This window comes from Acidovorax sp. 62 (assembly GCF_002754495.1).
GTDB lineage: Bacteria > Pseudomonadota > Gammaproteobacteria > Burkholderiales > Burkholderiaceae_C > Acidovorax.
In genome coordinates this window covers 4,610,839-4,631,397 of sequence record NZ_PEFJ01000001.1, presented here as the reverse complement: position 1 = coordinate 4,631,397, position 20,559 = coordinate 4,610,839, and the positions used below count along the sequence as shown (strand labels likewise).

23 protein-coding genes are annotated in these 20,559 nt (G+C 65.0%); 11 read left to right on the top strand and 12 right to left on the bottom strand.

Annotation, left to right across the window (positions count from 1 at the left end; all coding sequences use genetic code 11):
• Nucleotides 1-24 precede the first annotated feature (24 nt).
• Genes CLU86_RS20790 through CLU86_RS20780 form a run of 3 tightly spaced genes read left to right on the top strand, consistent with a single transcriptional unit; the run spans nt 25 to nt 2,138 of the window.
• Nucleotides 25-897 carry a DUF692 domain-containing protein gene (locus CLU86_RS20790; protein WP_099742952.1) on the top strand — a complete coding sequence of 291 codons (873 nt, stop codon included), beginning with the start codon at nt 25-27 and terminating at the stop codon, nt 895-897.
• The gene (locus CLU86_RS20785; protein WP_099742951.1) at nt 888-1,652 is read left to right on the top strand and encodes a DNA-binding domain-containing protein; all 765 of its coding nucleotides are present in this window, start codon (nt 888-890) and stop codon (nt 1,650-1,652) included. Before CLU86_RS20790 ends, CLU86_RS20785 begins: the two co-directional genes overlap by 10 nt.
• Nucleotides 1,653-1,664: 12 nt before the next feature.
• Entirely contained in the window at nt 1,665-2,138 is a 474-nt protein-coding gene (locus tag CLU86_RS20780; protein WP_199175160.1) for a DoxX family protein, read from the top strand.
• A gap of 147 nt (nt 2,139-2,285) precedes the next feature.
• Here the strand turns inward: CLU86_RS20780 and CLU86_RS20775 are convergent, their stop codons facing one another.
• From CLU86_RS20775 to CLU86_RS20725, 11 genes are all read right to left on the bottom strand, one after another.
• The gene (locus tag CLU86_RS20775; RefSeq protein ID WP_099742949.1) at nt 2,286-2,744 is read right to left on the bottom strand and encodes a hypothetical protein; all 459 of its coding nucleotides are present in this window, start codon (nt 2,742-2,744) and stop codon (nt 2,286-2,288) included.
• Nucleotides 2,745-2,896: 152 nt separating this feature from the next.
• A complete protein-coding gene (gene trxC / locus CLU86_RS20770) occupies nt 2,897-3,331 on the bottom strand; it encodes a thioredoxin TrxC (RefSeq protein ID WP_099742948.1) in 435 nt (144 codons plus the stop codon).
• A gap of 79 nt (nt 3,332-3,410) precedes the next feature.
• Entirely contained in the window at nt 3,411-3,605 is a 195-nt protein-coding gene (locus CLU86_RS20765) for a DUF2905 domain-containing protein (protein WP_099657761.1), read from the bottom strand.
• 50 nt (nt 3,606-3,655) lie between these two features.
• Nucleotides 3,656-4,555: an ABC transporter permease gene (locus CLU86_RS20760; protein WP_099742947.1), complete on the bottom strand. Its 900-nt coding sequence runs from the start codon at nt 4,553-4,555 to the stop codon at nt 3,656-3,658.
• A complete protein-coding gene (locus CLU86_RS20755; protein WP_099742946.1) occupies nt 4,552-5,424 on the bottom strand; it encodes an ABC transporter ATP-binding protein in 873 nt (290 codons plus the stop codon). Before CLU86_RS20755 ends, CLU86_RS20760 begins: the two co-directional genes overlap by 4 nt.
• A gap of 1 nt (nt 5,425) precedes the next feature.
• A complete protein-coding gene (locus CLU86_RS20750; RefSeq protein WP_099657758.1) occupies nt 5,426-6,442 on the bottom strand; it encodes an ABC transporter substrate-binding protein in 1,017 nt (338 codons plus the stop codon).
• A 3-nt stretch (nt 6,443-6,445) separates the two neighbouring features.
• A complete protein-coding gene (locus CLU86_RS20745; RefSeq protein ID WP_099742945.1) occupies nt 6,446-7,492 on the bottom strand; it encodes an ABC transporter substrate-binding protein in 1,047 nt (348 codons plus the stop codon).
• A gap of 118 nt (nt 7,493-7,610) precedes the next feature.
• Nucleotides 7,611-8,507 carry a TauD/TfdA family dioxygenase gene (locus CLU86_RS20740; RefSeq protein WP_099657757.1) on the bottom strand — a complete coding sequence of 299 codons (897 nt, stop codon included), beginning with the start codon at nt 8,505-8,507 and terminating at the stop codon, nt 7,611-7,613.
• Nucleotides 8,508-8,779: 272 nt separating this feature from the next.
• A complete protein-coding gene (locus CLU86_RS20735; RefSeq protein WP_099742944.1) occupies nt 8,780-11,188 on the bottom strand; it encodes a hypothetical protein in 2,409 nt (802 codons plus the stop codon).
• A gap of 13 nt (nt 11,189-11,201) precedes the next feature.
• A complete protein-coding gene (locus CLU86_RS20730; RefSeq protein WP_099742943.1) occupies nt 11,202-12,176 on the bottom strand; it encodes a tripartite tricarboxylate transporter substrate binding protein in 975 nt (324 codons plus the stop codon).
• A gap of 153 nt (nt 12,177-12,329) precedes the next feature.
• A complete protein-coding gene (locus CLU86_RS20725; protein ID WP_099742942.1) occupies nt 12,330-13,427 on the bottom strand; it encodes a class I SAM-dependent methyltransferase in 1,098 nt (365 codons plus the stop codon).
• A 38-nt stretch (nt 13,428-13,465) separates the two neighbouring features.
• Between CLU86_RS20725 and CLU86_RS20720 the strand changes: the two genes are divergently transcribed.
• From CLU86_RS20720 to CLU86_RS20685, 8 genes are all read left to right on the top strand, one after another.
• Complete coding sequence (locus CLU86_RS20720; protein ID WP_143226760.1) at nt 13,466-14,251, top strand: hypothetical protein; 786 nt, start codon at nt 13,466-13,468, stop codon at nt 14,249-14,251.
• Nucleotides 14,248-15,039, top strand: coding sequence for an SDR family oxidoreductase (locus CLU86_RS20715; protein ID WP_099742940.1), 792 nt, complete (start codon nt 14,248-14,250; stop codon nt 15,037-15,039). Before CLU86_RS20720 ends, CLU86_RS20715 begins: the two co-directional genes overlap by 4 nt.
• Complete coding sequence (locus CLU86_RS20710; RefSeq protein WP_099742939.1) at nt 15,039-15,452, top strand: dihydroneopterin aldolase; 414 nt, start codon at nt 15,039-15,041, stop codon at nt 15,450-15,452. Before CLU86_RS20715 ends, CLU86_RS20710 begins: the two co-directional genes overlap by 1 nt.
• A gap of 5 nt (nt 15,453-15,457) precedes the next feature.
• On the top strand, nt 15,458-15,850 hold the full coding sequence (locus tag CLU86_RS20705; protein WP_099742938.1) for a dihydroneopterin aldolase: 393 nt from the start codon (nt 15,458-15,460) through the stop codon (nt 15,848-15,850).
• Nucleotides 15,851-15,854: 4 nt separating this feature from the next.
• Nucleotides 15,855-16,829 (top strand): tRNA 2-thiocytidine(32) synthetase TtcA, encoded by a 975-nt coding sequence (gene ttcA, locus CLU86_RS20700; RefSeq protein WP_233195137.1) that lies wholly within the window; start codon nt 15,855-15,857, stop codon nt 16,827-16,829.
• Nucleotides 16,830-16,971: 142 nt separating this feature from the next.
• A complete protein-coding gene (locus tag CLU86_RS20695; protein ID WP_099742937.1) occupies nt 16,972-17,586 on the top strand; it encodes a DUF4136 domain-containing protein in 615 nt (204 codons plus the stop codon).
• 7 nt (nt 17,587-17,593) lie between these two features.
• A complete protein-coding gene (locus tag CLU86_RS20690) occupies nt 17,594-18,232 on the top strand; it encodes a histidine phosphatase family protein (RefSeq protein ID WP_099657750.1) in 639 nt (212 codons plus the stop codon).
• The gene (locus tag CLU86_RS20685) at nt 18,216-19,385 is read left to right on the top strand and encodes a DSD1 family PLP-dependent enzyme (protein WP_099742936.1); all 1,170 of its coding nucleotides are present in this window, start codon (nt 18,216-18,218) and stop codon (nt 19,383-19,385) included. Before CLU86_RS20690 ends, CLU86_RS20685 begins: the two co-directional genes overlap by 17 nt.
• A 76-nt stretch (nt 19,386-19,461) precedes the next feature.
• Here CLU86_RS20685 and ruvB read toward each other — a convergent pair whose 3' ends face one another.
• On the bottom strand, nt 19,462-20,538 hold the full coding sequence (gene ruvB, locus CLU86_RS20680) for a Holliday junction branch migration DNA helicase RuvB (protein WP_099742935.1): 1,077 nt from the start codon (nt 20,536-20,538) through the stop codon (nt 19,462-19,464).
• Nucleotides 20,539-20,559 lie beyond the last annotated feature (21 nt).

Sequence of the window (20,559 nt, the reverse complement as noted above, 5' to 3'; positions counted from 1 at the left end):
CGCACCGCCAACCTCACCCACGCCATGGCACACGCACTGACGGCGGGCTCGTCCCTCAAGCCCCAGCACTTTGATGAAGCACTGCAGTGCACCGCCCCTGGCCTGTGGTGGGAGGTGCACCCCGAGAACTACCTGGCCGACGGCGGCCCGCGCCTGGCCTGGCTGCAGGCCATCCGGGCCCGCCACTCCATCTCCCTGCACGGCGTGTCGCTGTCGCTGGCGGCCGATGCACCGCTGGACGCTGCGCACCTAGCGCGGCTGGCCGCCCTGGTGCAGCGCATCGAGCCGGTGCTGGTGTCAGAGCACCTGGCCTGGTCGGCCTGGCGCGGCACCTACCACCCAGATTTACTTCCGTTTCCGCGCACCCACGAGGCCCTGGCCCGCGTGGCCGACAACATTGGCCGCACGCAGGATGCCCTGCGGCGCGCCATTGCCATCGAAAACCCCACGCACTACCTGCCCCTGCCTGGCCACGACTGGAGCGAGCCCGATTTTCTGGCCGAGCTGGTGCGCCGCACCGGCTGCAGCCTGCTGCTGGATGTGAACAACCTGTACCTGGGCGCACACAACCTGGGCGAACCCTTCGATCTGGACGCCTATCCAATGCACGCCGTGGCTGAGATCCACCTGGCAGGCCACCACGCAGACCCCGCCTTGGGCGCAAACCTGTTGATTGATGGCCACGACACCCCCGTGGCCGAGCCCGTGTGGGCGCTGTACCAGCAGGTGCTGGCGCGCACCGGCCCACGCCCCACCCTGATTGAGCGGGATGAGCATGTGCCCGCCTTGGCCGAACTGATGGCCGAGCGCGACCGCGCACATGGCATGTTGACCGAGGTAGCCCGCAAACCCCAGGCGCGGGGCGCCTCCACGGCCGAGGCCATCCCATGCGTTTGAGCCACTTTCAAGACGCATTCGCTGCCGCGCTGTGGCACACGCCTTCGCCCAGCGCCCACAGCGGTGCGGCACTGCCTGATGTCGTGCAGCACCCTGCCTTTGCGGTGTACCGCAACACCGTCACCAAAGGCTGCATCGATGCACTGCAGGCCAACTACCCCACGGTGTGCGCGCTGGTGGGGGAGGCTTGGTTTCGCGCTGCCGCGCACCACTACGCCCAGGCCCACCCGCCGCAGGATGCCCGGCTGACCCACTACGGCGGGGGCTTTGCCACCTTTCTGGAGCACTTTGGGCCAGCGGCAGAGTTGCCTTATCTGGCCGATGTGGCACGGCTGGACCGCTGCTGGACCGAAAGCCACTTGGCTGCCGATGCCGACGCTTTGGATGCCACCTGGCTGGCGGCACAAGACACATCCACCTTGGCAACCATGGCGCTGCGGCCGCACCCCGCCGCCCGCTGGCACCACAGCCCCGCCCACCCCGCATTTGCGCTGTGGCAGGCTCACCGCAATGGGCTGGCGCTGCCTGCAGACATTGCGTGGCAGGGCGATGGCGGTTTGCTCACGCGCCCGCAGGGTGCTGTGCAATGGACGGCCTTGCCCGCGGTCGGGACGGCATTCCTGAACGCCTGCGCACGCGGCGACCGGCTGGAGACCGCGGCCCTAGCAGCCCTGGCCGCCGAGCCCGGCGCCGACCTGAGCGCCCTGATGGCCCTGCTGCTCCACGCAGGCGCGCTGGCAGCCCCTTCACCTTGAATGGAAAAAACCATGAGCCCCACCACCTCTACAAAGCCCGGCGAGCCACACGGGCTCCACCGCCTGGCTGCACTGGCGCAGCGCCTGACACCCCACAGCCTGCTGGCGCTGGTGGCCCGTGTGGCGCTGGCGGGCATTTTCTGGGCATCGGCCCGCACCAAGGTCGATGGCTGGTTCACCATCAGCGACGGGGCCTATGCCCTGTTCCGCGAGGAGTACCGGCTGCCGATACTGCCGCCCGAGCTGGCAGCGCAGCTGGCCACGGTGTCAGAGCATCTGTTTGCGACCTTGCTGTTGCTGGGCCTGTGCACGCGCCTGTCGGCCCTGGCGCTGCTGGGCATGACGCTGGTGATTCAGCTCTTTGTGTACCCCGACGCCTGGCCTACGCACCTGTCATGGGCGGGGCTGATGCTCTACCTGACCGGGCGCGGTGGCGGGTGGCTGGCGCTGGACCATGCGCTGGCCCGGGTGCTGCATCGGCGGTGAAGGGCGGAGGGCAGCCACCGATGAAGAGCGACGTATTGAGAGCGGCTAAAACGACTCAGCGAAACGGCCCTGGGTAGGCGTTCCGTCGCAGACAGAGGGGCGCGACAAGACGGAACAACGACGCCAGGGGAGTAGTGTTAGCCGCGCTTACTTACCGCCGTTTTGCCGGTAGTCCGTCAACAGGTGCAACGGCATCACACGCTCTGCCATCTCTTCGCGCGGAGTGACTTGGTAGGTGCGGCCCGCCAGGTACACCTCGATCTGCTGCCAACGGCCGTAGGGCGAACGCACGCTCATCAGGTTGCGCCCATCGCGCTTGAGGTTGTAGCCCGTGCCCGCAGGCTCTGCGGAGTAGCGCAAAGTTTTGCCATCAATACCCGCCTCGTAAGCGGCCGCGCCGGTGATCTTGACCAGCATGTCGTTCATGCCGTGCTGGTTTTTCTCCAGGTAGGTGGCAATTTCCAGCTTCAGTCCGTCCCCCGCCAGAAACTGGCCGTAGGGGTTGACGATGGGTTTGTCCGTTTGCGCGTAGGCCGGGGACATGGCCGTGATGACGGCCAGTGCCGCAGCAGCCAGCCAGGTGAACAAGGTGCGAAAGAGGGTCATGGTCGATGGGTCCGATAGGGTGACGCAGAGCAGTCCACAGCGCGGTGGCCACTCAAAGCGCGCCATCTTACGGGCGGCAGAGGCACAGTCGGGCTGCAAAGCCACCGCCGCACCACACGCCGCCATCAAACCTTCGCCAAACGCGATTTATGTCACACCGCTGTGCGCACCCAACGGGCAATGTCCGCCGCGCCCAAAGCGCCCGAGATGCGTGCCACCTCGGCCCCGCCCTTGAAAATCACCATGGTGGGAATGCTGCGGATGGCATAGCGCGCAGCAATGGCCTGCTGGTCTTCGGTGTTGAGTTTGGCCAGGCGCACGCGCGGCTCCAGCTCGCGCGCGGCCTGGGCAAAGGCCGGGGCCATTTGGCGGCAGGGGCCGCACCAGGGAGCCCAGAAGTCCACCACCACCGGGATGTGGCTGCGCGCCACATGCTTGTCAAAGCTGGTGGCATCCAGCTCCAGCGGGGCGCCAGCAAACAGGGGGCGATGGCAGCTGCCGCAATCGGGCGCGCTGCCCAGTTGGGCGGCCTGCACGCGGTTGGTGGTGTGGCAGTGGGGGCAGACGATGTGCAGGGCTTCGGTCATGGGATTCTCGTGGGGCTCAGAGCATTGACTTCGCAGTTGGGGACACACCCTTGCGATTCAACCAACCCCGCCCAACAGATCACACCCACTTGGCAATCAGGCTGGCCACAAAACTGAGCAGCAAGGTGCTGGCCAACGGGATGTACCAGTCACGCCCAAAGAGCCGAAACCGCCAGTCGCCCGGCAAGCGGCCCAGCCCCATGCGCTGCAGCCAGGGCGAGAAGCCATTGATCAACACCAGGGCGAGAAAGACAACGATGAGCCAGCGGAGCATGCTGCGAGTGTAGGGCTGCGCCGCCTTGCGCCACCACGTTGACCAGACTCTCAGCGCTGCACGCCCCAGCGGCGCACCGTCACCCGCTCCAGCACATGAAAGCCCAGGTTCTCCACCAGCAGGCCAATGGCAATCACCATGGCCAGGCCTGCAAACACCTTGTCGGTGTACAGCTCGTTGCGGTTCTGGAAGATGTACCAACCGAGCCCGCCCTTGCCTGACGATGCACCAAACACCAGCTCGGCCGCAATCAGGGTGCGCCAGGCAAACGCCCAGCCAATCTTGAGCCCCGACAGGATGGACGGCAGCGCGGCAGGCACGAGAATTTGCAGCACATACGGCACGCCGCGCAGGCCATAGTTGCGCCCGGCCATGCGCAAAGTCTCGGGCACGGCCTGAAACCCTGCATAGGTGTTGAGCGCCAGCGGCCACAGCACCGAGTGGACCAGCACAAACACCAGGCTGCCCTGGCCCAGGCCAAACCACAGCAGTGCCAGTGGCAGCAAGGCAATGGCGGGCAAGGGGTTGAACATGGCTGTGAGCGTGGCCAAAAGGTCGCGCCCGATCTGGGTGGACACGGCCAGCGTCGTCAGCACAAAGGCCGCCACGATGCCCGCCAGGTAGCCCTGCAGCAGCACGCCCAGCGACAGCGCGGCCTTGCCCAGCAGTTCGCCTGTGGCGATGCCATCGACAAACGCACGGGCCGTGGCCGTAAAGGTGGGCAGCAGCAGGTCGTTGTCCTGCCAGCGCGCGAGCAGCTCCCACACCAGGGCCAGCACCAACAAGATGGCCGTCTTGCGCAGCCAGCCCTGTTGCCACAGGCGCGCCGCCCAGGGCAGCGGGCGCTGCGGTGCCACGCCGGTCAGGGGCTCCAGCGGGCGTTCGTATTCAGGCCGCACCGGCGGCTGCAGGCCGCCGACGAGGGCAGCATTTCCTGGGGCGGCGCTCATGCAGATTTCCTCCAGGGCTCGGCCGGGGCTGCGGCAGTCGCCACGGCGGGGGTATCCCCCTCAAACAGCAGGTGATGGATGCGCTGCGCCGCCGCCTGAAACTCGGGGCTGCCCGCGCTGTGCAGGCCAAAGGCGTGGCTGTTGATCTCGGCCCGCACACGCCCTGGGTGGGGCGAGAGCAGACCGATGCGGTTGCCCACCACCAGGGCCTCTTCGATGGAGTGGGTGACGAACAGCAGCGTGAAGCGCACCTCCTCCCACAGCGCCAGCAATTCCTCTTGCATCTTGCGGCGGGTCAGGGCATCAAGCGCTGCGAACGGCTCGTCCATCAGCAGCACCTGGGGCTGCATGGCCAGGGCGCGGGCAATGGCCACGCGCTGCTTCATGCCGCCCGAGAGCTGGTGCGGATAGGCATCGGCAAACTTCGCCAGGCCCACCTTGTCCAGGTAGTGCAAGGCACGCTCGCGGGCCTCGGCCCGCCCCAGGGTGCGCGAGGCGAGCAGCGGAAACATCACGTTCTGCACCACGGTCTTCCACGGGGGCAACTGATCGAACTCCTGGAACACCACGATGCGGTCCGGCCCCGGGCCCCGCACCACCTGGCCGCCCAGGCGTATCTCGCCCTCAGCCGGGGCAATGAACCCCGCCACCGACTTGAGCAGCGTGGACTTGCCACAGCCCGATGCACCCAGCAACACGAAGCGGTCGGCCTGGTACACGTCAAAGCTCACGCGGTGCGTGGCGCGCACCACCGATTGCGGCGTGCGGTACTCCAGGCTGACGTTGTCCACCTGCAGCAGCGCAGTGGCAGGCCCTGGCGGCGCGGCATGGGCGGGTGCAGCACCGGGTAAATGGGTGATGGTGGCCATGTCAGCTCCCTGGCGATGCATGCGCCTCTTCAAAGAAATAGTCTTTCCATGAAGTGGCTCGGTTCTTGATGACGCCCAGCTTCTGCAGCTCGTCGGCGTAAACGAAAGTGCGCTGAGGGGTCACCGTGAAGTCGTTTTCAGGGTCTTCCACAATGCGGCGCACCAAGTCTGGGGACAGCTTGGACTGTTGCACACGGATGAACACCTCGGCCGCCTTGGCTTTGTTGGCCTTGACGAACTGCTCGGCCTCGACCAGCGCGTTGTAGAACGCCTTGTAGGTCTTGGGGTTCTCGTCGTGGAACTTCTGGGTGGTGTAGAGCACATTGAACGTGGCCGGGCCACCCAGAATGTCGTACGAGCTCAGCACCTTGCGCACCTGCTTGTTCTCCAGCGCCTGGTAGTAAAACGGCGCGCTCGAGAAATGGGTGTTGACCTCGGAGCCACCCTTGATGAGCGCCGCAGTGGCATCGGGGTGCGGCAAACTGACCGAAATGGTGTCAAAGCGCTTGAAGTCGGCAGCGCCAAACTGGCGGGCGGTTTCAATCTGCAGGGTGCGCGACTGAAAACCCACACCCGCTGCGGGCACGGCAATGCGGTCCTTGTCGCTCAAGTCCTTGAGGCTGCGCACATTGGGGTTGTTGGTGAGCAGGTAATTGGGCAACGAACCCAGCGACGCCACCACCTTCACGTTTTGCTTGCCCCGTGTGCGGTCCCACAGCACCAGGGCCGGGGGGATGCCCGCAGAGACAATGTCGAGCGATCCGGCCAGCAAGGCTTCGTTCATGACCGTGGCGCCCGAGAGCTGCGCCCACTCGACCTGCACCTCCACACCCAGTTGCTTGCCGTGCTTTTCGATGAGCTGCTGCTCGCGCACCACATCGAGCAGCAGGTAGCCAATGCCAAACTGCTGCGCCACGCGGATACGGCCTTCCGCCTGGGCGGCGGTGGCCGTCGCGGCCAGGGCCGCCACGCAGGCCCACAGGCTACGGCGCACCCAACGGTTCAAAGACTGCGCCATGGATCAGCTCCCGGAGGCGACATGCGCATCGTCAAAGAAATAGTCCTTGAACGATGCAGGCTTGTTCTTGATGGCCCCCACGCGGTGCATGAAGTCGGCCAATGCAAAAGTGTTTTGCGGGGCGATCTTGAACTGCACTTCGGGGTTCTTGATGATCTTGACGAGGAAGTCCCGGTCGATCTTGGCGTTGGCCACCTTGATGTAGATGTCGGCTGCCTTCTCGGGGTTGGCGGCGGTGAACTGCGCGGCCTCGGTCAAGGCGCCGATGAAGGCTTTGTAGGTCTTGGGGTTCTCTTTGCGGAATTTCTCGGTGGCGTAGAGCACGGTGGCCGATGCCGGGCCGCCCAGCACGTCGTAGGACTTGAGCACGATGCGCGCATTGGGGTTGCCTGCCAGCTCCTGCTCCTGGAACGGCGGGTTGCCAAAGTGGCCGGTGATTTCGGTGCCGCCCTTGATGATGGCCGCAGCCGCTTCGGGGTGCGGCACGGCCACGCTGATCTTGTCCAGGCGCGCAAACTCCTTGTCGCCCCACAGCTTGGCCGATGCGAGCTGCAGCACACGCGACTGCACCGACACGCCCACGGCAGGCAGTGCAATGCGGTCTTTGTCGGTGAAGTCAGCGATCGACTTCACGTTGGGGTTGTTGCTGACCAGGTAATACGGAAAGTTGCCCAGCGAGGCCACGCCGCGCACGTTCTGCTTGCCATGGGTGCGGTCCCACAGCGTGAGCAGCGGCCCCACGCCCGCCCCGGCGATGTCGATGGAGCCGGACAGCAGCGCATCGTTGACGGCCGAGCCGCCCGAGAGCTTGACCCAGTCCACCTTCACGTCCACCCCCGCTTCCCGGCCATGCTTTTCGATGAGCTTTTGTTCTTGGGCCACGTTGAGCAGCAGGTACACGATGCCGAACTGCTCGGCAATGCGCAGCTGCCCCTCGGCCCGTGCGGCGGCAGAGAAGGACAGGCCCGCAGCCAGCAGACTGGCCCCGGCCAGCAAAGCGGTGGTGCGGCGCGCCCAGCGGCGGCGGGAGGGAAGGAAGGCAAAGGTCATGGTGGGTTTCTCCAGAAAATGCAGCGGCCCGCCTGGGCTCTGCCAGGCACAACGGCGGGGTTGATCACATGGGGGCGCCTGCCACATCGGCGGGCGCGTCAACGGGCGCCTGAGTGGGTCAATAAGGCACAGAGCCTTCGATGGTGGTGCGGTAGAGCTTGCGGCGCAGGTGCTCGGGCGTGCCTGCAGCCAGGTGGGTGACGGAGCGGTTGTCCCAGAACACCATGTCCCCCGGCTGCCAGGCATGGCGGTACTGCAGCGCGGGCTGTGTGCTGTGGGCAAACAACTGGCCCAGCAGGTCACGGCTTTCGTCCTCGGGGATGCCGACGATGCGGGTGGTGAAATGCTCGCTCACAAACAGCGCCTTGCGGCCGTTTTCAGGGTGGGTGCGCACCACGGGGTGCACCACGGGCCGGACCTTGTCGATCTGCTCTTGCGTGAGCGCGGGGCGCCAGGGGTTGCGGGCACGCAGCTCTTCGTAGCGGGCCAGGTAGGTGTGCTCGGCGCGCAGACCCTGCACAGCGGTCTTGAGGTGCTCAGGCAGCCTGTCCCAAGCCAGGTGCTGATTGGCAAACAGCGTGTCGCCGCCCTCGGCGGGCAGCTCCTGCGCATGCAGCATGGAGCCCAGGCTGGGCTTTTCCACGTACGAAAGGTCCGAGTGCCAGAAGTGCCCGGCGTCGCCCAGGCCGATGGGCTGGCCGTGCTCTTTGATGTTGGAGATGATGAGGATCTCGGGGTGCCCGGCCAGCGCAAACTGGCTCAGCACATGGATTTGCAGCGGACCAAAGCGGCGGCTGAAATCGACCTGCTGGGCTGGCGTGATGTGCTGGTCGCGGAACACCAGCACGTGGTGCTCCAGGTGCGCGCGGTGGATGCGGGCAAAGTCTTCAGCCGCCAGCGGGCGGGACAGGTCCAGCCCAATGACTTCGGCGCCCAGCACATCGCCCAGCGGAGCGATGGTGATGGGCGAGGTGGAGCGAGATGGCGCAGCGGTGGGGGTCAGGACAGCGGACATACATCAAAACCTGGAAATCGGCGAACCGGTGGGGCGCCGTGGATGAACCAATGAAACGGGACTGACCTTTACTGTACGGAGCGATCGCCATAACCAAAACGAATAAATATTTGGTTGTTTAAAACCAAATCATCCGAGCGCCACGCCCGTGCCGCGCTGAAAGCGGCTCAAAAAACTCAGCGAAGCGGCCCTGGCTAGGCGTTCCGTCGCAGGCAGTACAAGCGGTACGACAAGACGGGACAACAACGCCAGGGGAGTTTTTTGAGATGCGCTCACTCTTTGAAACGGATGAAATGCGCGGAAGACCAGGCCTTGCTGTCGTTGCGCTGGCGCCCGTGGAAGTACACAGGCCTGAAACCAAAGGGCGCGTTCTGCGGCGCCACCGCAACCACCCCCTCCACAGACTGGGGCAAGGGCGCATCGGTCAGGCGCTCCATGGCCACAAACAGCTCGGTGCCGCCCAGCTCCAGTTGCAAGCGCCCGGCCTGCAGCAGATCAGCGCCCGAGACTTCCCAGTGAAAGTCCGGGCGGTGCACGAACGGGTTGGGCTGCAGCGGATCGCCCACCTTGACGAAGCTGTCGATGGTTCCGCTGACAACGATGCGCAGGTCTGCCAGGCGGCTGACCTCGATCTCGATGCCATCGGCATCGCCATAGGTGTCGCTGCGAAAGCCCAGCTCGGTGGGGCCGGCGCGCCAAGCGGATTCTTCGGCGTGCTCAAAGCCATGGCTGCGAAAGCCCAGCACCGTGCCGCCCAAGATCTGGATACGCCCTTGCCAGGCGGCCCAGCGGTAGCGGTCAGGGATGCGCGCCCCGCCCCAGCGCAGGCGGATGCGCCGCTCGGAGTAGCCCAGTTCGCGGTGCAGATCGCGCTCCCAGATGCGGCCCGTGTGGTCGTAGGCCGCCAGATACTCCCACCCGCTTTGCCCCAGGAACTGGTAGTGCACGGGCGCCTCGCCCTGCCAGTCAAAGGCGTCGCCCTGGCGGTGTTCGCCCACGCGGGTGATGACGGCGGCATGCTCGCCAGTTGTGGCCCAGGTGTGGCGTGCGCGCAGGGCGCGGCCCACGCTGGTGCGGTCCAACTGGTCGGCCAGCACGCCGGTCAGGCCGCCATGCACGCCAAACACCTGCACACCGGGCGCTCCGCCGCCGGGGCGGCCCCGGTGCTCGTCGCTGCTGGCGGCCACGCCCAGTTGGTAGCCGCGCCGGATCACGTCCTGGTACAGCCAGCCAAAGTGCCCCCAGGTGGAGGCAATCTCCACCAGCCGCTCCAACTGCGGGTGGTGCCAGTCAGGGATGTAGCGGCGCCCACCCACGTGGGGCATGACCAGGTGGTTCTCAGCATCATCCGCATACGCAGCCCACAGCTCTTGCACGGGCCAGCGGCCCAGCTGCACGCCCGTGCCCTTCATGTCTTCGTTCCACACAAAGGTGCGGTTGTGCTCGCCCTTGGCGTTGTGCGGAAAGCCGGGGCGCTCCTCGCCCAAAAACACCACGTTGTGGTCCCCGCCCGCGGTGGAGCTGCCGCACCACTCTTGCACCGCGTAGGCCACAAATTCGCCGGGCTGGTTGGCGGCTTGCACGGCCTGCAGGCCGGTTTGCCAGTTCGCGTCGGTGATCTGGAAATCGTTGGCGGTGTAGCCAAAGATGTCCACCCCGCCGATCTCGCGGGCATAGGCGGCGTTGTAGGCCGGGCTGTTGGTGCCGACGGTGTCGTGGGCGTGCACATGCAGGTCGGCATACAAGGGGCGTGCCGTTGGGAAGGCGGCAGACACATCCACGGTGAACTGCGCCACAGGCACCTGCGGCGTACCGGGCAGATGGGCTTGCAACTCGTAGCGGCCTTCGGGCAGGCGCAATGCCTGGTCGCCCGCCAGGCCGGTGCTGGCCCAACGGTCAGCGTCAAAGGCCAACGGCAGCTCTTGCACCACAGCGCCTTCCTTCAGTACCCGCAGCACCAAGGGCTGTGCCCAGTGGCGCACGATGTTGCCCCAGCGGTCCAGCGCCGAGATGCGCAGCGGCAGGGGCTGGCCGGGTTGTGCATAGCGCGGCGCATTCAAAAAGAGCTGTGACGCCGGGCCGTGCGAGACGCGGATCACCACGTCCTCAGGCACTGCCACAAAGCGCGAGGTGCCCAGCGGGTCCACATAGAACCGCACGTGGAAGGCGTCTTCCACAAAAGTCTGCACCCGCGTGCCCGGCCCGCCCCGGCGGCGGTCCCCCAGGCGGATGATGATGTGGTCACCCGCGTTCAGGTAGCCATCCACCACGTCCACGATGACGGCCTTCTGGTAGGGCCGCTCGTGCCCTTTCTGGTCAAACCGCACGGCCAGGGACTGCACCGATGCCGGGCTTTGCCCCGGCAACAGCGGCCCCGCCTGGTATTCGGCGCTGATGAAGTTTGCGCCCGTGGGGTCGGAGGTCTGGAACAGGGCCCAGTCCGAGTAGAACTTGAAGGTGGCCTTGATCCAGGCGCCGTCCGCAACCCCCGAGGCGCCCACCTCGTAGTCCAGGACGATTTCCTGCCAGCTACCCGCCTCGATCTCGGTCACGTTGCAGGTGACGCGGCCGATGAACGGTAGCGATTTGCTGTATGCGTACAGCCCGGCGGGGGCGTAGTGTGGGCCTGCGGCGGCAATGGCAGGGTCGTGTTGCAGCGGGGGAAAGACGGGGGTTGTCATTGCGCAGCCCTGCTCACTCGGCCCGGATGCCGGCGGACTTGACCAGGGTGGCGTATTTGCCCGATTCCTGGCTCACAAACGCTGTGAAGCGGCCTTGCGGGTAGCCGGTGGCCCGGATGCCTTGCGCGGCCAGGTCGCTGCGCACGCGGGGATCGGCCAGCACCTTGGCGACCTCGGCGCCCAAGGCCTCCAGCACGCCGGGCGGGGTGGCGGCCGGGGCAAACAGGCCAAACCAGGTGCCTGCGCGCAGGCCAGGATAGGTCTCCGACAGGGTCGGCACATTGGGCAGCAACGGGTGGCGCGCCTCGCCACCGCTGGCCAGGGCCACCAGGCGCCCGGCCTGCACATGGGCTAGCGCGGGGCCCACGGCAATGAACATCACATCCACCTGCCCCGCCACCACATCGGCCAGGCCCACCGGGCCGCCCCGGTACGGAATGTGGGTGACGTAGATGCCCGCCTGCTGCTTGAGCAGCTCTGCCGCAAAGTGCTGGGGGCTGCCGTTGCCAGCCGAGGCGTAGTTGTATTGCCCCGGGCGGGTCTTGGCCGCGCGCACAAAGTCGGCCACCGTCTTGAAGCCGGTCTTGGGGTGGGCCACGAGCAGGAAGTCTGTCTCACCCAAGGACACCACCGGCACCAGATCACGGCGGGGGTCATAAGGCAGGCTGGCGGCCAGCGTGGGCAGGATGGTGATGGGGCCGTCTGCCCCGGCCAGCAGCGTGTAGCCATCGGGTGCCGCCTTGGCCACGGCGTCGGTGGCGATCACGCCACCCGCCCCTGCGCGGTTGTCCACCACCACGGGCTGGCCCCACTGATCGGCCAAGCGCGCGCCCACGCGCCGCGCCACGATGTCGAGCGCACTGCCGGGGGTGTTGTGCACCACCACGCGGACGGGCTTGTTCGGATAGCTGTCGGCGTGGGCCAAAGGCGCCAGGGCCGCACTGGCCAGCAGGCACAGCGAAAGAAAGGGGTGGAGCAAAACGCGCATGGCAACACCGAGGAGAGCACCCCGGCCGTGAGAGCAAGAAGCCCTCAAGGCTAGGCACCACCCGATGGCCCGGCAACGAAGCTTCTCGCAGAACCTTATGCGCTGGGCAGATATGAACGGCGCCCCAGTCCAGCGCCCCAGCGGGCGCTTTGCCTACAACCGGTGTGACCGATCCCCGTGCACAAACCCCACGGGCTCCCAGGCATCGCCCGCGCCCAGGGCGAGCACCTTGAACAGCTCGCCCATCTCATGCTCCATGATCAATTTGGCCGCTGTGGCACGTTCCGCTTGCACAAGCAGCTCCATTTTTGATAGCAAGCCGCAGTTGATGAGGAAATGCGCTTGCGTGGTGTAGCCCAGCACGTGCAGCCCGGCCTCTTGTGCGGCCAGCGCCATGGCAGTGAAGTTGACGTGGGCGGTGATGTCCTTGCGGCCCACTTCCACCAGCGGGTCGCCGTCGGCCAGGTGGCCCTGGTGGCACATCACCGTGCCCATGTGGCGCTGGGGGTGGTAGTACTCGTCTTCGCCAAAGCCGTAGTCCAGCAAGAACGCGGCGCCGCGCGTGAGCCGATCGGCCAGCATGCGGATGAAGCCTTCACCCTGCGCGTGGATTTCGGTCAGGTAGTCCTGCGGGCCTTCAATATCGATGGGCGGGCGCAGGTCGGTGGGGCGGTCGGCCCAGGCGAAGCGGCCGTCCTCGGCCACCGCCACGCCGCGCTCGTGCCACACCCCACTTTGCTGACCGCCGTGTCGCGCCAGCAGTTGCACGGGCATGGCGTCCAGCACTTCGTTGCCCACCACCACGCCGCTGAATTGGTCGGGCAAGGCATCCACCCAGCGCAGCTTGTGGGCATGCGCCACCAGCTTGGCCTGCTGGCGCGCGCGCAGGCTGCCTGACAGATCGACGATGGTGTAGCGCTGCACCTGGTCGCCCAGCGCATCCAGCAACTGCAGCGCCAGGGCGCCAGAGCCTGCGCCAAACTCCCAGACTTCGTCGGTGCCGGTTTGCGCGAGGGCCTCGCCCACCTGCATGGCCAGCGTCTGGCCGAACAGGGGCGTGAGCTCAGGGGCGGTCACAAAGTCGCTGCCCGACTCGGGCATGGCGCCGAATTTGGTGGAATCGTTGGCGTAGTAGCCCAGGCCGGGCGTGTACAAGGCCAGGGCCATGAAACGGTCAAAACCCAGCCACCCGCCCTCGGCGGCAATGGCCTTGACAATGTGTTCAGCAAGTTCTTCAGTGAGGACAGTCATAATTCGCCCGCCGACAAAACGCCCCCTAAGCACACCACATGAGCGATTCATCCAGCCCTTCTAGCGCACAGCCCTCTTCTGAGGTCGTGCGTTGGTTACAGTCTTTAGCCCTGCCGTTGTGGGCGCGTGGAGTTCTGATCATTGTATTTCTCGCCGTCATGCTGGGCGGCCTCGGGTTGGTTGTGTGGGCGGCCTTAAACCGGGACAAAGAGTCGATGACGGCCGCCATCAGCTTGCTCACCGTAGCGCTGCCTGTCAGCCTCATCGTGATCGGTCTGGTGTTTGGTCAACGCAGCGAAAAACGTCTTGCCAGCATTACCAATGCCATTCTCGACAAGCTCATTCCGCAGCAAGTACAAGAGATTGCCTGTCAGTCACGAAAGCTCCAGCTCACTCCACTTCTGCGCACGGGATGCAGGGCGACCTACACACTAACCGCACAGCAAGGACACAGCTCGCTCAAGTATCCACTGAGGTTCAGCGTAGAGTTGAATGTGCGCAAGGTGAATGTGATGTTCAGCCTGCCCGACACCGTCCAACCCGCAGGACTGCTGGATAAAAATCCGGCACTTGCGGCCTACCAGCATGTGATTGCAGGAGCCCAAGCAGAGGGCTATCGCTTGAACTCCGAGTTGGCAGAGTACGGAGGCGAAGATGGCGGCAGAGCCCTTCTTTTCTTCCGTGCTCTTCCTGATGATTTCCTGCTGCGCCCCATGGAAAAACTCTACTTCACGCAGGATCTGGGTTTTTTTGTGCGCGGCATCCTTGAAGCGCAGGAAGCAGCGCAACCCGCTACAGCAACACCCATTGCAAAACTCACATGAACGCTAAGAGCTGGGTTTTGATCACCGGCAGCGCCCACCGGCTTGGCCGAGAAATCGCCCTGGCTTTCGCAAAAGCGGGCTGGAGCGTTCTATGCCACTACCGCACCTCGAAAGACAGCGCGCAGAGAACCCAACAGGAAGTGCAAGATGCTGGAGCGGACTGCCTGCTGGTGGACATAGATCTTGCTCAAGGCAATGCAGCAGAGCTTCTGATGGATCAGTGTGTGCAACTCACTGGACAGCCTCCGCAGTGCATCATCAACAACGCCTCGATTTTCGAGGCTGATGGCGCCCCATCAGCAACCGCCGAGGGATTGCAAAAGCACTTCCAGGTCAACACGGCAACCCCGCTGCTTTTGGCCAATGCCCTGTACAACCGCTTGCGCGAGGTAACTGACGTGCCCCATGGGGCACACTGCGTGATCCATGTTTTAGACCAGAAAGTGCACAACCTGAATCCCGATTACTTCTCTTACACGGTCAGCAAACTGGCGCTGGAACGTAGCGTGGCGCTGCAGGCACAGGCACTGGCTCCCACCGTCAGGGTGTGCGGACTCTCGCCCGGGCTGATGTATCTCAGCGGCCCGCAAACCCAAGCCAATTTCGACAAAGCCAGCTTGGTCAATCTGGTGCAAAAACGCATCGACCCCGCAGATGTGGCCCAGGGGGCCCTTTTCATGGCACAGAACGCCAGCATCAATGGCTGCACACTCAGGACAGACAATGGCCAGCACCTCATTCCACTGAGCAGGGACGTAATGTGGGCCATTGAAGAGGCAGCCAATTGATGAACTCTATTCTTCTGGCCTTTGGAGCCATAGACCCACGACTGGCCACACATTGCCGTGCGCTGAGCCTGCGCCAGCATGAGGTAATGGTACGCATTGGCGTACACGACTTTGAACGTGAAGCACCACAGCGCATCTGGTTTGATGTGGATTTGTGCGTGAAGCTCGACCTAGCCCCTGCGGCCAAAGACGATATCTCGGAAACCGTCGATTACGACTTTGTCAGAAAAGCGATTTTTGAATGTGTCGGCGAGCGGCATCACGAATTGCAAGAAACCCTTTGTGATGGGATTTGTGATGGATTGCTCAAACGGCAAGACATCCACGCCGTACGTGTTTCCACTCGAAAGCCCGATGTCTACCCCGACTGCGCGTCAGTGGGTATTGAACGGATAGCCATCAAACCCTGGTGACAAACATGATCACCCCAACCCAGAACATCTCCCCACGGGCTGGCCTCCAGACCTTGACGCTCACCGGTTTGCGCTTTGATGCCAACCTGGGCATCCTCGACCACGAGAAAACCGACCCGCAACCCATCCAGGTCGACGCCGAACTCAGCCTGGGCGTGCAGCCCCTGGCCCCGCGCGACGATGACATTGGCCATGTGCTGGACTACCGGCGTGTGCGCCAAATCATCATTGACGAGTGCACCGCAGAGCACGTGAACCTGCTCGAGAGCCTGATCGGCAAGCTGGCCAACCGCCTGATGCAGCTGCCCGGCGTTCTGGGCGTGCGCGTGAAGATCGCCAAGCTGGAAATTTTTGACGACTGCGAAGTGGCGATTCGCATGGAAACGGGGCAGTGGTAAACCTATGAACGCAGTGATCAACAACCCCAACCCCTCCTCTACCCACAGCGGCTGGACCGACGAGGTCGAAGCCCCCCAAGAGCCCACGGCCAACGCGGCTCGGCTGAAAATCGAACGCGAAACCCACAAGCTGGAAAAGCGCCTGTGCCGCGAGGTCGGCAAGGCCATCGTCGACTTCAACATGATTGAAGAAGGCGACAAGGTGATGGTGTGTATGTCGGGCGGCAAGGACAGCTATGCGCTGCTGGACATTCTGCTCAAGCTCAAAGCCCGCGCGCCGATCCACTTTGACCTGGTGGCCGTGAACCTGGACCAGAAACAGCCCGGCTTCCCCGAGCATGTGTTGCCCAAGTACCTGGCCAGCACCGGTGTGCCGTTCCACATCGAGAACGAAGACACCTACAGCATTGTCAAGAAGCTGATCCCCGAAGGCAAGACCACCTGCAGCCTGTGCAGCCGCCTGCGCCGGGGCATTCTGTACCGTGTGGCCGACGAACTGGGTTGCACCAAGATCGCCCTGGGCCACCACCGCGATGACATCCTGCAGACGCTGCTGCTCAACATGTTCTTTGGCGGCAAGATGAAGAGCATGCCGCCCAAGCTGGTCAGCGACGACGGCAAGCATGTGGTGATCCGCCCTCTGGCCTACGTGGCCGAAAAGGACACCACCCGCTGGGCCGCGCACCGCAACTTTCCCATCATTCCGTGCAACCTGTGCGGCAGCCAGGAGAACCTGCAGCGCAAGCAGGTGGGCGAGATGCTGCGCGAGTGGGAAAAGCGCTTCCCTGGCCGGGTCGAGAACATGTTCAATGCCCTGCAGAATGTGGTGCCCTCGCACCTGCTGGACGGCAGCCTCTACGACTTCAAGAACGCCAAGGCCACGGGCATTGCCAACGAAGACGGCGACAAGGCGTTTGACAAGGAAGAGTTTGCTGCACCCCCAGCGCTGCCGGGCTTGCAGGTGGTACACATCGGCTGAGTCCTCCCTGACGATCTGCCTGCAGCGCGCCCCGCCCCACCACTTTTGAACCCCAGCCAGGCAGCCCGCTCCAACCTGAAGGCCACCCCAGCCAACGCGCTGCACCGCAGCCGTCCACTGCCAACGTTTCAGGAGACTTCACATGACCACTTCGTCTTGGAAAAAATACGCCGTGCTGCTGGGCATGGCGACCTTGCTGGGAGGGTGCGCCACCCACCGCGTGGTGGAGGGTGATGTGCGCAGCTTCTCGCAGCTGCCCGCCACCGCCAACGCACAGCAACCCATGACCTACCGGCTGGAGCGTCTGCCCTCGCAGCAGGACGCGTCGTTCGACCCCATTCTTGCGCTGGCCGAGCAGGCCCTGGCGCGCGCGGGCTTGGCGCGTGACGACGCCGGTGGGCAATGGGTGGTACAGCTGGGCGCACAGGCCGGCTTCACTCCACGGCGTGATCCTTTTTATGACGGCCCCGGCTGGGCATTTGGCGGCTGGGGCTGGTACGGCGGCCGTGGCGGCTGGGGCATGCGCGGCATGTGGAACCTGGGTGAGCCAGCCCCCTTGCACCGCCGCGCCGTCAGCATCGTGATGCGCGACGCCCGCACCCAGGCTGTGGTGTATGAAACCTCGGCCGTGCACGAAGATGTGTGGGTGTCTGACCCGGCCGTGTACGGCGTGCTGTTTGAAGCAGCACTCAATGGCTTTCCACAACCCCCCCAGGGCCCGCGCCAAGTGCGCATCCCCCTCCCGACCCAACCCTGACCTTTGCATGGAAGCCACCCGCATCATCGCCATCCGCCACGGGGAAACCGCCTGGAACGTGGACACCCGCTTGCAAGGGCACCTGGACATCCCGCTCAACGACACCGGCCTGTGGCAGGCGCGCCAGGCCGCCCTGGCGCTGGCCGATGAGCCCATCGACGCCATCTACAGCAGCGACCTGCAGCGCGCCTGGGTCACCGCCAGCGCCATTGCAGAGACCACCCGGGCCCCCCTCACCGCCCACCAGGGGCTGCGCGAGCGCAGCTTTGGCGTGCTGCAAGGCCACACGTTTGCAGAGCTGGAGGCCAAGGCCCCAGAGCAAGCCCACCGCTGGCGCAAGCGCGACCCAGACTTTGCCCCGCAGGATGGCGAATCGCTGATCGCCCTGCGCGAACGCATCACAGCCACCACGCACGAGATCGCCGCCCAGCACCTGGGCGGGCAGATCGTGCTGGTAGCGCACGGCGGTGTGCTGGACGTGCTGTACCGCGCCGCCACCCGCCAAGACATCCAAGCCCCACGCACCTGGCTGCTGGGCAACGCCGCCATCAACCGCCTGCTGTGGACGCCCGACGGCCTCAGCCTGGTGGGCTGGGCCGACACACAGCACCTGGACCAAGCTGCACGCGATGAAAGCCACACCTGAAGCCCTGACCTCTCTCATCGGCCAGCGTGTCGACCAGATCGACACCCCAGCACTCGTCATTGACCTGGACGCGATGGACCGCAACATCCAGCGCATGGCCGAGTTTGCCCGCAAGCACCAGGTGCGCTGGCGGCCCCACGCCAAGATGCACAAAAGCGCCGAGCTGGCCTTGTTGATGCAACAGGCCGGTGCGCAGGGCGTGTGTGTGCAAAAGGTGTCGGAGGCCGAAGCCATGGCGGCCGGAGGCGTGCTGGACATCACCATCACCAACGAAGTGATTGCCATGCCCAAGCTGCACCGCGCAGCGCGGCTGGCCGCAGCACTGGCCAGCCGTGGTGGGCGCCTGGCCGTGTGTGTGGACAGCACCGAAGGCATTGAGCGTCTGGCAGAGGCCATCGCCCTTTCGGGCAGCGAGGCAGGCATGGACGTGCTGGTTGAAATCGATGTGGGCCAGGGCCGCTGCGGCGTACCCCCCGGTGAAAGCGCCGTGGCCCTGGCTTTGGCCGTGGCCCGGCACCCAAGGCTGCGCTTCGCTGGCCTGCAGGCCTACCACGGCCGCGCCCAACACCTGGCCACCGCCGCAGAGCGGCGCGAAGCCATCGCCCAGGTGGTGCAACAGGCAGCCCACACGCGCGACCTGATCGTCGCAGCGGGGCTGCCCGTTCCGCTGGTCACGGGCTCTGGCACCGGCACCCTGGTACACGAAGCGGCCAGCGGCGTGTATGGCGAACTGCAGGCGGGGTCGTTCCTCTTCATGGACGCCGACTACGCCCGCAACGAACGCGAGCCCGCCCAACCCGCGTTTGAGCACGCCCTGTTCGTCAAGACCCAGGTGATTTCGGCGCGAGACAGCCACGCCGTGTGCGACGCAGGCCACAAGAGCCACGCCATCGACTCAGGCCTGCCCACCGTGGGCCAACTATCGACCGGCCGTGCGCTGCGCTACGCCAATGGCGGTGACGAGCACGGCCTGCTGTATGCAGAAGGTGACAAAGCCCGCTTGCCCGCCCTGGGCCGCATGCTGTGGCTGATCCCCGGGCACTGCGACCCCACGGTGAATCTTTACGACTTCATGATCGGGGTGCGGGGCGGGTTGGGGCTGGGAACGGTAGAGCGCATCATCCGTGTGGATGCGCGGGGTGCGCTGACCTGAAAGGCACTTGGCCTTGCCCGTTCAGGATGGAAGGCTCCACGCGGCCTCCTGGGCGACTGCCTCAGGTCTAACGTTGTCAGGCAGCGCCCGGTGCCCCATCAAACAGACCGTAACCTCCTGACGCCGGGGGCGAAACCCCCAAATGCCGAAAAGCCGCCAGTGTGGCAATGCGCCCGCGGGGCGTGCGCTGCAAATAGCCTTGTTGGATGAGGTAAGGCTCAATCACGTCTTCGATGGTGCCAGCCTCTTCGCCAATGCTCGCCGCGATGTTGTCGAGCCCCACCGGCCCGCCGTCAAAGCGGTGAATCACCGCCTCCAGCAGCTTGCGGTCCATCACATCGAAACCTTGTGGGTCCACGTCCAGCATGGCCAGGGCACGGTTGGCAATGTCGACGGTGATGCGGCCATCGCCCTTGACCTCGGCGTAGTCCCGAACGCGGCGCAACAGCCGGTTGGCAATCCGTGGCGTGCCACGTGAGCGGCGGGCAATCTCAAAGCCGCCCTCATCGTCCATGGGCGCGCCGAGCAGCCCGGCGCTGCGCTTGACGATGCGCGCCAATTCCTCAGGGGTATAAAACTCCAGCCGCGCCACGATGCCAAAACGGTCACGCAGCGGATTGGTGAGCATGCCCGCCCGTGTAGTGGCCCCCACCAAGGTAAAGGGCTGCAGGTCGAGCTTGATGCTGCGCGCCGCAGGGCCCTCGCCGATCATGATGTCGATCTGGTAGTCCTCCAGCGCGGGGTAGAGGATTTCCTCCACCACGGGCGACAGGCGGTGGATCTCGTCGATGAAGAGAACGTCGTTCTTTTCCAGATTGGTGAGCAGTGCCGCCAGATCTTTCGGCTTTTCCAACACCGGACCACTGGTCTGGCGCAGGTTCACCCCCAGCTCCGCCGCAATGATGTGGCTGAGCGTGGTCTTGCCCAGCCCAGGCGGGCCGAACAAGAGCACATGGTCCAGCGCTTCCCCGCGCTTGCGGGCGGCACCGATGAAGATCTCCAATTGCTCACGCGCCTTGGCCTGGCCGACGTACTCCTGCAGCAGCTTGGGGCGCAGCGCCCTCTCCAGCGCCTCCTCTTGAGGGGAGGTAGGCGCGGCGGAAACCACGCGTTTGGCAGGAGCTGGGACGAAGTCGTCGGTCTGGATGGTCATGCGAAGAGCGAAAAGGAACGC

Excerpts from the sequence above, each read along its gene's own strand:
- CLU86_RS20745 (WP_099742945.1), bottom strand. The coding sequence starts at position 7,492 with ATGACCTTTGCCTTCCTTCCCTCCCGCCGCCGCTGGGCGCGCCGCACC.
- CLU86_RS20790 (WP_099742952.1), top strand. The coding sequence starts at position 25 with ATGGCACACGCACTGACGGCGGGCTCGTCCCTCAAGCCCCAGCACTTT.
- CLU86_RS20740 (WP_099657757.1), bottom strand. The coding sequence starts at position 8,507 with ATGTCCGCTGTCCTGACCCCCACCGCTGCGCCATCTCGCTCCACCTCG.
- CLU86_RS20765 (WP_099657761.1), bottom strand. The coding sequence starts at position 3,605 with ATGCTCCGCTGGCTCATCGTTGTCTTTCTCGCCCTGGTGTTGATCAAT.
- ttcA (WP_233195137.1), top strand. The coding sequence starts at position 15,855 with ATGAACGCAGTGATCAACAACCCCAACCCCTCCTCTACCCACAGCGGC.
- CLU86_RS20705 (WP_099742938.1), top strand. The coding sequence starts at position 15,458 with ATGATCACCCCAACCCAGAACATCTCCCCACGGGCTGGCCTCCAGACC.
- CLU86_RS20750 (WP_099657758.1), bottom strand. The coding sequence starts at position 6,442 with ATGGCGCAGTCTTTGAACCGTTGGGTGCGCCGTAGCCTGTGGGCCTGC.
- ruvB (WP_099742935.1), bottom strand. The coding sequence starts at position 20,538 with ATGACCATCCAGACCGACGACTTCGTCCCAGCTCCTGCCAAACGCGTG.
- CLU86_RS20775 (WP_099742949.1), bottom strand. The coding sequence starts at position 2,744 with ATGACCCTCTTTCGCACCTTGTTCACCTGGCTGGCTGCTGCGGCACTG.
- CLU86_RS20720 (WP_143226760.1), top strand. The coding sequence starts at position 13,466 with ATGAGCGATTCATCCAGCCCTTCTAGCGCACAGCCCTCTTCTGAGGTC.
- CLU86_RS20730 (WP_099742943.1), bottom strand. The coding sequence starts at position 12,176 with ATGCGCGTTTTGCTCCACCCCTTTCTTTCGCTGTGCCTGCTGGCCAGT.
- CLU86_RS20785 (WP_099742951.1), top strand. The coding sequence starts at position 888 with ATGCGTTTGAGCCACTTTCAAGACGCATTCGCTGCCGCGCTGTGGCAC.
- CLU86_RS20715 (WP_099742940.1), top strand. The coding sequence starts at position 14,248 with ATGAACGCTAAGAGCTGGGTTTTGATCACCGGCAGCGCCCACCGGCTT.
- CLU86_RS20735 (WP_099742944.1), bottom strand. The coding sequence starts at position 11,188 with ATGACAACCCCCGTCTTTCCCCCGCTGCAACACGACCCTGCCATTGCC.
- CLU86_RS20685 (WP_099742936.1), top strand. The coding sequence starts at position 18,216 with ATGAAAGCCACACCTGAAGCCCTGACCTCTCTCATCGGCCAGCGTGTC.
- CLU86_RS20755 (WP_099742946.1), bottom strand. The coding sequence starts at position 5,424 with ATGGCCACCATCACCCATTTACCCGGTGCTGCACCCGCCCATGCCGCG.
- trxC (WP_099742948.1), bottom strand. The coding sequence starts at position 3,331 with ATGACCGAAGCCCTGCACATCGTCTGCCCCCACTGCCACACCACCAAC.
- CLU86_RS20695 (WP_099742937.1), top strand. The coding sequence starts at position 16,972 with ATGACCACTTCGTCTTGGAAAAAATACGCCGTGCTGCTGGGCATGGCG.
- CLU86_RS20725 (WP_099742942.1), bottom strand. The coding sequence starts at position 13,427 with ATGACTGTCCTCACTGAAGAACTTGCTGAACACATTGTCAAGGCCATT.
- CLU86_RS20780 (WP_199175160.1), top strand. The coding sequence starts at position 1,665 with ATGAGCCCCACCACCTCTACAAAGCCCGGCGAGCCACACGGGCTCCAC.
- CLU86_RS20760 (WP_099742947.1), bottom strand. The coding sequence starts at position 4,555 with ATGAGCGCCGCCCCAGGAAATGCTGCCCTCGTCGGCGGCCTGCAGCCG.
- CLU86_RS20710 (WP_099742939.1), top strand. The coding sequence starts at position 15,039 with ATGAACTCTATTCTTCTGGCCTTTGGAGCCATAGACCCACGACTGGCC.
- CLU86_RS20690 (WP_099657750.1), top strand. The coding sequence starts at position 17,594 with ATGGAAGCCACCCGCATCATCGCCATCCGCCACGGGGAAACCGCCTGG.